11 protein-coding genes are annotated in these 13,258 nt (G+C 59.5%); 2 read left to right on the top strand and 9 right to left on the bottom strand.

Annotated features, from left to right (window positions below; genetic code table 11):
* Positions 1–207: 207 nt before the first annotated feature.
* From cyoE to hmpA, 7 genes are all read right to left on the bottom strand, one after another.
* Positions 208–1,095: a heme o synthase gene (gene cyoE / locus AC6CIA_RS19120; RefSeq protein WP_084379960.1), complete on the bottom strand. Its 888-nt coding sequence runs from the start codon at positions 1,093–1,095 to the stop codon at positions 208–210.
* A gap of 11 nt (positions 1,096–1,106) precedes the next feature.
* Positions 1,107–1,442, bottom strand: a complete 336-nt coding sequence (gene cyoD / locus AC6CIA_RS19115; protein WP_339533189.1) for a cytochrome o ubiquinol oxidase subunit IV — start codon at positions 1,440–1,442, stop codon at positions 1,107–1,109.
* On the bottom strand, positions 1,442–2,065 hold the full coding sequence (cyoC, locus tag AC6CIA_RS19110; protein ID WP_339533188.1) for a cytochrome o ubiquinol oxidase subunit III: 624 nt from the start codon (positions 2,063–2,065) through the stop codon (positions 1,442–1,444). Before cyoC ends, cyoD begins: the two co-directional genes overlap by 1 nt.
* 3 nt (positions 2,066–2,068) lie before the next feature.
* A complete protein-coding gene (cyoB, locus tag AC6CIA_RS19105; protein ID WP_498314223.1) occupies positions 2,069–4,087 on the bottom strand; it encodes a cytochrome o ubiquinol oxidase subunit I in 2,019 nt (672 codons plus the stop codon).
* 3 nt (positions 4,088–4,090) lie between these two features.
* Positions 4,091–5,029: a ubiquinol oxidase subunit II gene (gene cyoA / locus AC6CIA_RS19100; protein WP_339533213.1), complete on the bottom strand. Its 939-nt coding sequence runs from the start codon at positions 5,027–5,029 to the stop codon at positions 4,091–4,093.
* Between the two features lie 794 nt (positions 5,030–5,823).
* On the bottom strand, positions 5,824–6,330 hold the full coding sequence (locus tag AC6CIA_RS19095) for a disulfide bond formation protein B (RefSeq protein WP_084379951.1): 507 nt from the start codon (positions 6,328–6,330) through the stop codon (positions 5,824–5,826).
* Between the two features lie 242 nt (positions 6,331–6,572).
* Positions 6,573–7,754 (bottom strand): NO-inducible flavohemoprotein, encoded by a 1,182-nt coding sequence (hmpA, locus tag AC6CIA_RS19090; RefSeq protein WP_498314221.1) that lies wholly within the window; start codon positions 7,752–7,754, stop codon positions 6,573–6,575.
* Between the two features lie 156 nt (positions 7,755–7,910).
* On the opposite strand from hmpA, the gene norR reads away from it, so the two are divergent.
* Positions 7,911–9,452 carry a nitric oxide reductase transcriptional regulator NorR gene (gene norR / locus AC6CIA_RS19085; RefSeq protein ID WP_498314219.1) on the top strand — a complete coding sequence of 514 codons (1,542 nt, stop codon included), beginning with the start codon at positions 7,911–7,913 and terminating at the stop codon, positions 9,450–9,452.
* A 49-nt stretch (positions 9,453–9,501) separates the two neighbouring features.
* Here the strand turns inward: norR and AC6CIA_RS19080 are convergent, their stop codons facing one another.
* Positions 9,502–10,413: a DMT family transporter gene (locus AC6CIA_RS19080; protein ID WP_498314217.1), complete on the bottom strand. Its 912-nt coding sequence runs from the start codon at positions 10,411–10,413 to the stop codon at positions 9,502–9,504.
* A gap of 137 nt (positions 10,414–10,550) precedes the next feature.
* On the opposite strand from AC6CIA_RS19080, the gene AC6CIA_RS19075 reads away from it, so the two are divergent.
* Complete coding sequence (locus AC6CIA_RS19075) at positions 10,551–11,423, top strand: helix-turn-helix domain-containing protein (RefSeq protein WP_498314215.1); 873 nt, start codon at positions 10,551–10,553, stop codon at positions 11,421–11,423.
* A gap of 288 nt (positions 11,424–11,711) precedes the next feature.
* Here AC6CIA_RS19075 and dacB read toward each other — a convergent pair whose 3' ends face one another.
* Positions 11,712–13,172 (bottom strand): D-alanyl-D-alanine carboxypeptidase/D-alanyl-D-alanine endopeptidase, encoded by a 1,461-nt coding sequence (dacB, locus tag AC6CIA_RS19070; RefSeq protein WP_498314213.1) that lies wholly within the window; start codon positions 13,170–13,172, stop codon positions 11,712–11,714.
* Between the last annotated feature and the right edge of the window lie 86 nt (positions 13,173–13,258).

The following is a 13,258-nucleotide window of genomic DNA, read 5'->3' as shown; positions in this document are numbered from 1 at the left end:
AGCCCTCGTAGGAGCGAGCTTGCTCGCGAAGATCGTCAACGATAACGCGGGAAACCTGATACCCCGCGACGCTCTCTGGTTTTTCGCGAGCAAGCTCGCTCCTACAGGGTTTCCTGCATCAGGGTGCCTGCCGGCGGCGCTTTCGCAGCCGCCATGAAAAAGCCCCGCGCTTCTCTCGAAGGGCGGGGCTTTTCAATACACCTGCACTCAGTTGGCGTAGGTCAGCAGCAACTCTTTCGGCACCTGGAAATCCAGGGACATCATCACGCTCAAGGCGGTGATGGTGAAGATCGAGAAGACAAACAGCTTGCGCGCCCAGACGGTGTCATCCACCGCCTTGTAGCCGGTCCAGGCCATGTACAACCAGTACATGCCCATGGCGGCGGCGACGGCGAGGTAGCTCATGCCGGCGTAACCACTGAAGGTCAACATCAAGGTCGCCACGAGGAAGGCCAGGATGTAGAGCAGGATATGTTTCTTGGCCACCTGGATGCCACGCTTGACCGGCAATACCGGAATCGACGCAGCCAGGTAGTCATTGAAGCGAAAGATCGCGATGGCGTAAGAATGCGGCATCTGCCACAGGCTGAACATCACCAGTAGCACCAGCGCAGCCATGTCGAAGCTATTGGTCACAGCCACATAACCAATCACCGGTGGCATCGCCCCCGACAGACTGCCCACCAGCGTGCCGTGAACCGACTTGCGCTTGAGGTAGAGACTGTACAGGCCAACGTAGATGACAAACCCGATGACGGCAAACAGCGCCGCCAGTGGGTTGGCCACCTTGTACAACAACACGACGCCGGCGACGCCCAGGAGGGTCGCGAAAACCAGCGCCAGTTTCAGGGATACAAGCCCCTGAACCAGCGCACGGTTCTTGGTGCGCTCCATCTTGATGTCGATGTCGCGGTCGATGCAGTTGTTGAACACGCAACCGGAAGCCACCACAAGGGAAGTGCCGATCATTGCCGCCAGGAAGATGGCCAGATCGACATGCCCCTTGGAGGCCAGGAAGAAGCCGCCTGCCACAGAAAGCACGTTACCGAAAATGATCCCCGGTTTGGTGATTTGGATAAAGTGCTTAAGCGACATCGGGTCTTACCTCACTTCGCCATCATGTAGGTGTGGATGCTGAACATGATCCACAACGACAGGCCAACCAGCAGCAGGATCACGATCGCCGTGAACACAAATGCGATCACGTTGTTACGCTGCGCCTGGGAGCGATCCAGGTGCAGGAAGTAATACAGGTGAACGATCACCTGGATTACTGCGAACAACAGCACGATGGCCAGTGTCATGGTCTTCGGCAGGGTCGGGTACATCACCAGGCCGAACGGGATAACAGTCAGGATCACCGACAGGATGAAGCCGATGGCGTAAGACTTTACGCTGCCGTGGCTCGCATCATGGCTGTCATGGGAGTGTGCATTAGCCATTACAGAGTCCCCATCAAGTAGACAACGGTGAAGACGCAGATCCAGACCACGTCCAGGAAGTGCCAGAACAGGCTCAGGCAGCTCAGGCGGGTCTTGTTGGTCGACGTCAGGCCATGCTTGTTGACCTGATACATCATGATCGCCATCCAGATCAGACCGGCGGTCACGTGCAGGCCGTGAGTCCCGACCAGGGTGAAGAACGCCGACAGGAAGCCGGAACGGCTAGGACCGTAGCCTTCGGAGATCAGCAAGTGGAACTCGTTGATCTCCATGGCGATAAAGCCAAGGCCGAGCAGGAAGGTCAGGCCCAGCCACTTCAGCACGCCCGCCTTGTTGCTACGGAAGAACGCCAGCATGGCAAAGCCGTAGGTGATCGAACTGAACAGCAGCAAGGCGGTTTCGCCGAGTACATAATTCAGCTCGAAGATGTCGTGGCCCGACGGGCCACCCGCAACGTTGTTTACCAGTACCGCGTATACCGCGAAGATCGACGCAAACAGGATGCAGTCGGTCATCAGGTAGAGCCAGAAACCGTAGACGGTCATCTCGCCCGCGTCGTGGTGGTCATCGTGCCCATGGTCATCGACATGGGCGTGTCCAGCATTGGTCACTAAGTTCGACATGGTTTAAGCCTGTTCCAACGAGGTTTCAACACGGTTGGCCGGAATCTTTTTCTCGGCCACCAGGCGAGCGTGCTGCTCGGCTTCGATGCGCTCGATCACGTCGACCGGCACCATGTAGCCCTGATCGTCACGCGCGGCGTGGATCACGAAATAGATCACGGTGCCAGCCAGGCTTGCGATCGCCAGCCACCAGATGTGCCAGATCATCGCGAAACCGAAGACCGTCAACAGCGCGCCCATGACCACACCAGTCGCGGTGTTGTTAGGCATGTGGATCGGCGAGTAGCGCGTCGGTTGCTGGTACGCAGTACCGTTTTCCTTGGCTTCGGTGAACGGATCGATAGTCTCGGCTTTCGGCAGCACGGCGAAGTTGTAGAACGGTGGTGGCGACGAGGTCGACCATTCCAGGGTGTGAGCATTCCATGGATCGCCCGACACACATTCGTTCTGCTTGCGGTCACGGATACTGACGTACAGCTGGATCAACTGGCAGGCAATACCCACGGCGATCATCACCGCGCCGAACATGGCAACGTACAGGTACGGTACCCACTCCGGGTTGGTGGTGGCGTTCAGGCGACGGGTCATGCCCATGAAGCCCAGTGCGTAGAGCGGCATGAACGCGACGAAGAAGCCGGAGATCCAGAACCAGAATGCAGCCTTGCCCCAACCTTCGTGCAGCTTGAAGCCGAACGCTTTCGGGAAGTAGAAGCTGAAACCAGCGATGTAACCGAATACCGCACCACCGATGATCACGTTGTGGAAGTGCGCGATCACGAACAGGCTGTTGTGCAGGACGAAGTCAGCACCCGGAATGGCCAGCAGTACGCCGGTCATGCCGCCGATGGCGAAGGTCACCATGAAGCCCAGGGTCCACAGGACCTGGCTGGTGATACGCAGGCGGCCGTGGTAGATGGTGAACAGCCAGTTGAATAGCTTCACCCCCGTCGGGATCGAAATCAGCATCGTCGCCAGGCCGAAGAAGGCGTTGACGCTGGCCCCCGAACCCATGGTGAAGAAGTGGTGCAGCCAAACCATGAAGCCCAGTACCGAGATCGCGCCGGAAGCGTAGATCATCGAGTGGTGGCCAAACAGACGCTTGCCGGAGAAGGTCGAGATGACTTCGGAGAAAATCCCGAACGCCGGCAGGATCAGGATGTACACCTCAGGGTGACCCCAGGCCCAGAACAGGTTGACGTACATCATTGGATTGCCACCAAGTTCATTGGTGAAAATGTGGAAATCCATGTAACGGTCAAGCGTCAGCAAGGCCAAGGTAGCGGTCAGGATCGGGAACGAAGCCACGATCAGCACGTTGGCCCAGGTGCAGGTCCAGGTGAAGATCGGCATGTCCATCAGCTTCATGCCAGGGGTACGCATTTTCAGCACGGTGGCCAGGAAGTTGACCCCCGTCAGCGTTGTCCCCAGTCCTGATAGCTGTAGCGCCCAGATGTAGTAATCCATCCCCACGCCCGGACTGTATTGCAGCCCCGACAACGGCGGATAGGCCACCCAACCGGTCTTGGCGAATTCGCCGACGCCCAGGGACAGGTTGATCAGCACGACGCCGGAAACCAGCAGCCAGAAGCTCAGGGAGTTGAGGAACGGGAACGCAACGTCACGCGCACCGATCTGCAGCGGCACTGCAAGGTTCATCAGGCCGGTGAAGAAAGGCATCGCCATGAAGATGATCATGATCACACCGTGGGCGGTGAAGATCTGGTCATAGTGCTCAGGCGGCAGGTAGCCAGGCGAACCCTCGGTGGCCATGGCCAACTGGGTACGCATCATGATGGCGTCGGCAAAACCACGCAGCAGCATGACCATGGCGACGATGATGTACATCACGCCGATTTTCTTGTGGTCGACCGACGTCAGCCACTCGGTCCACAGATAGGTCCACTTCTTGAAGTAGGTGATTGCCGCAAACAGTGCCAGACCACCCAGCGCGATCATGGCGATGGTCACCATCACGATCGGCTCGTGGAACGGGACCGCTTCCCAACTTAATTTACCAAACATCGTTTACTCCTCTGCCCCGGCAGCTGAATGCGAATTTGCGTCCGTCCCTTGCACAGCAGCCACTTCTTTCTTCTCGTGCTTGACCGGCTTGCCTGGTTTCATCCCTTCATACTTATCGATGATTTTCTGAAACAGGTCCGGCGTGTACGAGGAGTACAGCTCTACAGGGTTGTTCTGGCTTGGCTTGGCAAGGGCTTCGTATTCAGCTTGTTCAAGCTGTTTTGGTGAGCTCTTGGCTTCTTTTACCCAGGCGTCGAATGCTTCCTGAGTGGTGGCGATTGCTTTGAATTTCATGCCGGTAAAGCCCGCGCCACTGTAGTTGGCGGAGATACCATCGAGCTCTGCGTTCTGGTTGGCAATCAGGTGCAGCTTGGTCTGCATGCCCGCCATCGCGTAGATCTGACCACCCAGGCCCGGGATGAAGAACGAGTTCATCACCGCGTCAGAGGTCACTTTGAAATTGATTGGGGTGTTGGCCGGGAACACGATCTTGTTCACGGTCGCGATGCCCTGGTCGGGATAGATGAACAGCCACTTCCAGTCCAGCGCGACCACTTCGATGGTGATCGGCGGCACGTCGGATTCCAGCGGACGGTAAGGGTCCAGCTCGTGGGTCGACTTATAGGTGATGTAACCCAGGGCGATGATGATGAGTACAGGTACCAGCCACACCGCGATTTCAATCTTGGTGGAGTGCGACCACTTCGGCGCGTAGGTGGCCTTGGTGTTGGACGCGCGGTATTTCCAGGCGAACGCGAAGGTCATCACGATCACGGGCACCACGACCAACAGCATCAGCAGGGTGGCGGTGATGATCAGGTTGCGTTGATCCAGGCCGACCTGTCCCTTAGGGTCGAGCAACGTCCAGTTGCAGCCTCCCAGCAATAGCATGCCGAAAAGCGGCAATAAGCCTAGTAATCGGGTGTACCTGTTTTTACTCATCTCACGACCTCTAAAGCAGCTTGCGCAATGCAGTTGGGTTTTGATCGCCAACACTTCACCCTGCCAAGGGTTGGCATTTCTCTTCGATTGAATAAGGGCCTGCCTGGCGCGTCATGCGCTGAACGACACGTCCAGGTTTAGCAGTGAGTTCTTATTCGAATTCGTGGGTCAAAGGCCTTGTTACAGACCAATTCCATTTGGTGCGGATAGTTGAAAGGCTGCCGGCACCGGGGTCGCATGAAGCAAGATTCTCGCCTCTCGACCGCCCTATTTTGCTCAGGGTTGAGCAGCACCGGACACTCAGTGCGGGCGATTGTAGTTAGCTAGCGATGTATAAACCATGACTTATAAAGAAATAATTTTTATCGTTTCCAACAATAATCCTGCACCATTCCCGCGAAGGTGCGGGATCTTATCGCGTTTGATTCTCAACAAAAACCCCAAAAAATGCCGTGCTATTAGCCATTCTGTCGCACCCAGGGGCCTCTTCCGCTCCTCCTCAAACCCATTCAAGCCCCCTGAAAACAAGGCATTCAGACATCATCCACAGATGTGAACATCACGCCGTGCGCGGCGTGGGCCAGACGCTGAACTGACAGGCTGAACCGCCGAATCGAGGCACAATTAATCTGCAGGGCAAGCGATGGGAAACGTCCTGCGACGACCTCAGTGTGACAACGTGTCGCACGTTGTGGCGCGCCAAACTTGTCCGGCGTCACGGTCCTTTCACAAAACCGCCGCAAACAAAAACGCCCCGACCTTGCTCATGCAAGATCGGGGCGCCGGGTATCGGTTCAGGCGTGGTTTTTACGGTTACGGTAAATGCCCAGGGGAACCAGGATCACCGTCAAGATAAACGCTACCAGCGCCCATTGGGCCAGGGACAGGCCGAGCACCGGCGGGTACGGCGTGCTGCAGAAGCCGTCGACCTGAAAGCCCAGAGGGAAAATCTTCGCCAGGGGCAGGTCATCGACAATCGGTTGCAGTACATCGACACCACAACTGATGGCGGGATAGAACTGGGTATAGACATGATGCCCGGCGGCGGCCACGCCGCCCAAAGCGCTGAGCACCACCAACCCTTCAAATACGCTGACGCTGCGCTGGGTACGCATCGCGGCGCCAATAAAGGCAAACAGGGCAATCAACAGCAAGGCGTAGCGTTGCAGGATGCACAGCGGGCACGGCGCTTCGCCCAACACCACCTGCATGTAAAGCGCCCCGCCGATCAGGGCCAGACAGATAATACCCAGCAACACCAGGAAACGCCGCTCGCGTCCCAACCGCATTTCGTCACTCATGCCCATTTCCTTGCCTGATAATCGTTATGCCAATGACCGCAAGTTTACACGCAGGAAGTGAAAATTTAGCAGCCGGCCGTGCGAGGTTAGGCAGAACGGGTTAACTCCACATTAATCTGTCGGTGGTCTTGAAGACCCCATCGCGAGCAAGCCCGCTCCCACATTTTGAATGTATTCACAAATCAAAATGTGGGAGCGGGCTTGCTCGCGATGGGGCCGGTGCGGTTTTAGACCTCAGCCACTCATTCCAGCGCCGCAGCCGGGCCGAAGAACTCGTAGCGGCTTTGCTTTTCAGGCACGCCGAGAGCCTTGAGGTGACGCTTGATGGCGGCCATGAAACCTTTTGGCCCCAGGAAGTAAGCATCCACGTCACGCTGCTCGGGCAACCATGCCGCCAGTTGTTCCTGGCTGAGCAAACCGATCTTGTCCGCTGCCGGGCTGACACCGTCGTCCTCGGCGTAGCAATAGAAACGCGTCAGTTGCGGATGACGCTCGGCCAATCCATCGACCCAGTCACGAAACGCATGCACACCGCCGTTGCGCGCGCAGTGGATAAAGTGCACCGGACGCTCGGTGGCCAGGGCCGCTTCCAGCATCGGCAAGGTCGGTGTGATCCCCACGCCGCCACTGATCAACACCAGCGGTTTGTCGCTGGCCGCCAGGGTGAACTCGCCCGCTGGCGGAAACAGATCGATACTCGCCCCGACCTGCAACTGGTCATGCAGGTAGTTGGACACCCGCCCACCGGCTTCGCGCTTGACGCTGATACGGTACTGGCCCGAATCGGTGCGGGCCGACAATGAATAGTTGCGGCGCACTTCTTCGCCCTCCAGCAGCAGTTTCATGCCGATGTACTGGCCAGGCTCCGCCGCCAGGATCGGGCCGTTATCCACAGGCGCAAAGTAGAAGGACGTGATTTCACTGCTCTCTTCGACGCGCTTGACCAACGTGAACGCCCGCGCCCCGCGCCAGCCGCCCACGGCTTGCGCCTTTTCTGCATAGATCGCCGCTTCAGCGCCGATCAGGATGTCTGCCAACTGGCCATACGCCGCGCCCCAGGCGCTCATCACTTGCGGCGTGGCGATTTCACTGCCGAGCACTTCGGAAATCGCCCGCAGCAGGCAACTGCCGACGATCGGGTAATGCTCCGGGAGGATTTGCAAGGCCACGTGTTTGTTGATGATTTTGGCCACCAGATCCCCCAGTTGATCCAACTGGTCGATGTGCCGCGCATACATCAGTACGCCGTTGGCCAACGCACGGGGTTGGTCGCCGCTGGCCTGATGCGCCTGATTGAACAGCGGTCGCACCTCGGGGTATTCGGACAACATCATCCGGTAGAAGTGAGTGATCAGCGCTTCGCCGCCGCTTTCCAGCAGCGGCACGGTGGACTTGATGATGGTACGGTCTTGAACGCTAAGCATAGGGAGACTCCTGAGCTTTTTGGGCTTCTGAATAATTACCCTGTACCACTCAGTATTCGTGCCAACTAATAACTGCTTATTTATTAGTAGGTTAAGATTAAGATAGTCAATATGACCTCACACACTTTATAGTCATAACGACTACAAGGAGTCATTATGACTGCACATTCCCTGCTCACCACCTTGCTGCCGCTGGTCGCCGACCTGTCCCGCGAATTGCCGGAAGGCGAACGTTACCGGCGCCTGCTGCAAGCCATGCGCGCCCTGTTACCCTGCGATGCCGCCGCGCTGCTGCGTCTGGACGGTGAATGGCTGGTGCCGCTGGCGGTGGACGGCTTGAGCCCGGACACCCTCGGGCGGCGCTTCAAAATCAGCGAACACCCGCGCTTCGAGGTATTGCTGAGCAGCGCCGGCCCCACGCGATTCGACACTGACAGCAGCCTGCCCGATCCCTACGACGGCTTGGTCGCGGGCCTTCACGGCCACCTTGAAATCCATGACTGCATGGGATGCCCGCTGTTTATCGACGACCGGCCCTGGGGCCTGCTGACCCTGGATGCGCTGGACACCGAACGCTTCGAGCGCATCGAACTGGAAGCCCTGCAAGCTTTTGCCAGCCTCGCCGCGGCCACCGTCAATGTCGCAGAGCGCATCGAACGCCTGGCTTTGCGGGCCGAAGACGAGCACCAGCGCGCCGAGATTTATCGCCAGGCCAGCGGCCAGCAGCACAAGGAGATGATCGGCCAGAGCAAAACCCACAAGCGCCTGGTGGAAGAAATCAAACTGGTGGGCGGCAGCGACCTGACCGTGTTGATCACGGGTGAAACCGGGGTCGGCAAGGAGCTGGTAGCCCAGGCCATCCATGCCGCCTCGCCGCGCGCGGAAAAACCGATGATCAGCCTCAACTGCGCGGCGCTGCCGGAAACTCTGGTGGAAAGCGAACTGTTCGGCCACGTACGAGGCGCCTTTACCGGCGCGCTGAACGAGCGGCGCGGCAAGTTTGAACTGGCGAACGGCGGTACATTGTTTCTCGATGAGGTCGGGGAACTGTCGCTGTCGGTCCAGGCCAAGCTGTTGCGGGTGCTGCAAAGTGGACAATTGCAACGCTTGGGCTCGGACACCGAGCATCGAGTCGACGTGCGCCTGATCGCGGCCACCAACCGTGACCTGGCCGCGGAAGTGCGCACAGGGCGTTATCGCGCGGATTTCTATCACCGCTTGAGCGTGTACCCGCTGCAGGTCCCGGCCCTGCGCGAGCGCGGTCGCGACGTGTTGCTGCTGGCGGGTTTTTTCCTTGAGCAGAACCGCTCCCGCATGGGCCTGGGCAGCCTGCGCCTGACCAGCGACGCCCAGGCAGCGTTGTTGGGGTATGCCTGGCCGGGCAATGTGCGGGAGCTGGAGCACCTGATCGGCCGCAGCGCCTTGAAGGCGTTGGGCAACTGCCGGGACCGGCCAAAGATCCTCAGCCTGAGCGCTGCGGACCTGGACTTACCCAATGCCGCCGCACCGCGAATCGAGGAGCCAAGCGAAACGCCCGCGGTGACCGGCGACTTGCGCCTCGCCACCGAAAACTATCAACGGCAGGTCATACAAGCGTGCCTGGAACGTCACCAGCACAACTGGGCCAGCACCGCCCGCGAACTGGGCCTGGACCGCGCCAACCTGGGACGAATGGCCAAGCGCCTGGGCCTGAAGTAACCCCGATCAACAAATGGGGTACGGGCTTGTGTGGGAGCAAGCCCACACATTAAATCTGCTTCGGCTTACAGAACGTATTCACTGGCACGACGACACGGGGTTTGCGAAACACCAGCACATTGCCCAGCATCACCAGCACCAAGCCGGCCAACGCCGGGGCGGTCCATTGATAGCCTTCGACCAGTGCCGACACATTCAGCGCCACCACCGGGAACAACACCGTGCAATACGCTGCACGCTCCGGCCCCATGCGGCCGACCAGCGTCAGGTAGGCGGTAAAGCCAATCACCGAGCCCGGAATCACCAGGTACAGCAGCGAACCGATGTAGCGACTGTTCCACTCCATGTCGAAGGGAATGCCTTGCACGACGCAATACAGTGCCAGCATCGACGCCCCGTACGCCATGCCCCAGGCATTGGTGGTCAAGGGCTTGAGCCCGGCTTTCTGTTGCAGGCTCGACAGCATGTTGCCCGCCGAAAAACACATCGTGCCCACGAGCGCCAACCCCAGGCCGAGCCAGGTGTGCGGACTGGCGGTGTGCCCCGCCAGTTCCGGCCAGAACAGCAAACCGAGACCAGACAATCCGAGACCACCGCCCATCACCACATTGCGTGCGACTTTCTGGCCCAGGAACAGCCGGGCATTCAACGCATTCCACAGCGTCGCGGTGGAGAACACCACGGCCACCAGACCGCTGGGAATCCACTGGCTGGCCGTGAGAAAGCACATGAAGTTCACGCAAAACAGGCATAAGCCCTGGGCCAGGCAGATCAGATGGCCGCGACGGTTCATCACCTGCAACTTGCGGCTGAGCACCAGCAGCACAAACAGCAGCAGCGCCGCCAAGGCAAAGCGATAGACGATTGACGCTTCAATCGCCACCACGCCCAATTGCCACTTGAGGGCAATCCAGGTGGTGCCCCAGATCAGCACGGTGAGTAAATACAGCGAAAGGTTCATGGCGCACTCCGGAGGTTGAAGCACAGTCTCGCCCCGCCATGGCCCCGCGCACTTGCAGATTCTTGCGCTTTTATCGTCGCGCGGGCGCACAGCGTCGGTTACCGGGAGTAGGATGCAAAGCGTCGGAGAGAACCCACATGCCAGCACTGGACAACCTGCAAGTCTTTCAAGCCCTGAACCGCTCGCCGAATGCTCGCCTGGAGCTAAGCGCCGAACTCGGTGATGGCCTGTCCGCGGCGTTATGGAGCAACCACCACGACGCACAGGCCTATGAAGCGCCCAGCCATCACACGCTGTCCTGCTACGTCAGCGGCGGCACCGGCACTTTCAGGCGTGACCAGCCAGACACCAAGGGCGGCCCCGACAAGCTGTGCATCCTGCCCGCCGGACACCAGTCGGCGTGGGTGATCAACGGCGAGATTCGCCTGGCTCACGTGTACATCAGCCCGCAACAGTTTGATTTGGGGTGCGTCACCCTGCTCGATCGGGAACCACGGGCGCTGCAACTGCGCGAAAGCACCTTTCTCGAAGACGCCCGGCAGGCCCGGCGCTTTCATCAACTGATCAGCCTGAACTGGCAGGAACCCGCCGAACGCCTGCTGACCAGCAGCCTGGCCTTTGAGATGCTCAACCACACCTTGCTCAGCCAGGTGGGCCTGCGCGAAGGGTTGCGCTTGAAAGGTGGCTTGGCCACGCACCAGCGCCGGCAGTTGATGGAGTTCATCGACCAGCAACTGGCCGAGCCCATCAGCCTGGGGCAACTGGCGGGGTTGTGTGCCTTGTCCGAATACCACTTCGCGCGGATGTTTCGCACCAGCTTTGGCTTGCCGCCCCATCAATATCTGCTGGCCCGGCGCCTGACCCGCGCCCAGGCGATGCTACGCGATGGTTCATTACCGCTAGGGGAAATTGCCTTGGCGTGCGGATTCTCCAGCGCCAGCCACTTTACCAACCGGTTTCGCCAGGCACTGGGCGCGACGCCGGGGCAATACCGGCAGGCGTTCCGCTGAACCTCAACTTAAACCTGAACACCTCACGGTAGGAGCATAGGTATCTACACAACGTTGTCTCAACGCTTAAATCCAAGCAGATAGGGCTGTTGTGGCAAGCGGGCTTGTCCCGCGCGGGGCTGCGAAGCAGTCCCAGTAAGCCGAATGCGGTGTATCAGATACTCCGTAGCGGCTGGTTTTAGGGCTGCTTCAGCCCAACGCGGGACAAGCCCGCTCGCCACAGGAAAATTCGTCAGTTTCTGAAAGTTGTGTAGATACCTATGCTGTAGGAGCGAGGGCGCGCCAGGCCTAGGCGCCCCCCTCGCCCCTACACAGGATGATCGCCAGCCGGTCTTCCAGGGCTTTGATCCGCGCGCCTGCGACCACATAGTTGTTGGTCAGCATCGAGAACACTAACCGCCGCCCTTCGGCATCGGTGATGTAACCGCTCAATGACGAAACCCCGCCCATCGATCCCGTCTTGGCATGCAGGTTGTTTTGCGCCGGTGTTTCCCGCAGTCGATAACGCAGGCTGCCGCCAATCAGGCGTTTCGGGTTACCGGCGACAGGCAGCGCGTCATGCCAGGTGTTGAACCAGGGTTGCTTGCTTACGGCCACTAACAGATCAGTGAAACTCTGCGCCGAGAGCAGATTGCGCCGAGACAACCCGGAACCGTCTACCTGGCTCAAGGTCGCCGGGTCCAGGCCCTGGCGTTGCATGAAGTCGGCAACAGCCGCCACGCCCGCGGCCGCCGTGCCGGCATTCGCCTGCTTGCGGCCCATGGCCTTGAGCAGCGCTTCGGCCATGCTGTTGTTGGAGAGCTTGAGCAATGGCCTGATCAGTTCCTGCAAGGGTGCCGATTGGTGCTCCGCCAACACCCTCGCCGTCGCTGGGCTGACAGCGCCAATCACGCGCTTGCCCTGAACCGTGATGCCTTGCTCGGCCAATGCCCGTTCAAACAGATTGGCCACCAGTTGCGTCGGCTCCCACACGCTGACCCATTGGCGACTTTGCGTGCCCGGCTTCAGCGTGCCACTGAGGCGTAACAGGTTAGTGCCGTGCTGGCGATTGAGTCCGAAGCTGTTGCCCGCACCGCTGACCGCCCGGCTATTGACCTGCACGTAATCGGTAGCGGGGCTGATGGTGACACTCACGGGTTGACCGACCGCTAGCGGTGCCCTCGCCGTAACGGTCAGGGTGCCCGCATCAAAATCCGTATTGGGCGACACGGTCAGCGCCGAAATCTGCGCGCCGTAGTACTTGTCCTCGTCGTCATGGGCCCAGTCGAGGCCCAGGCGCTCGGCATCGAAAAATGTGTCATCGAACACCAGGTCGCCCTGGATCTGCTGGATGCCCTGCCCCGCCAGGTTCGCCGCCAGCGCCTGGTAATCCGCCCACTGAATGGTCGGATCACCCAGGCCGCGCAAGTACAGGTTACCCACCAACCGCTCGCCCTGACGGCTGCCGTTACTCAACAGTTGCGTGGAAAACCGATACTGCGGCCCCAGCACATCCATCGCCGCGGCGGTGGTCAGCAGTTTCAGGCTGGAGGCCGGAATCAGCCGCGTGCGTGGATTGTGCTGGTACAAGGTGCTGCCACTGCGGGCATCGCGCACCATCAGCGACACGCTGGCGCCAGCCAGGGCCGGGTCTGCCAGCAACTGGTCCAACGCCTGTTCGGTGGTGTTCGACGTCGTGGCGCAACCACCCAACAACAGCCCCAAGCCCACCAGCAGTGCGCCGGTGTGTATCCATTGTCCCAACCGCATCGGTGTTCCCTGGCAATCATCAAAAACCGCAACGCTAGCAGCTCTGGCCGCCAGCGTCATTGCCGGGTTTCGCCATTCAAGCCCCA

It is taken from the genome of Pseudomonas sp. GQ91 (assembly GCF_059758795.1).
This window is presented reverse-complemented; position numbering and strand designations above follow the sequence as displayed.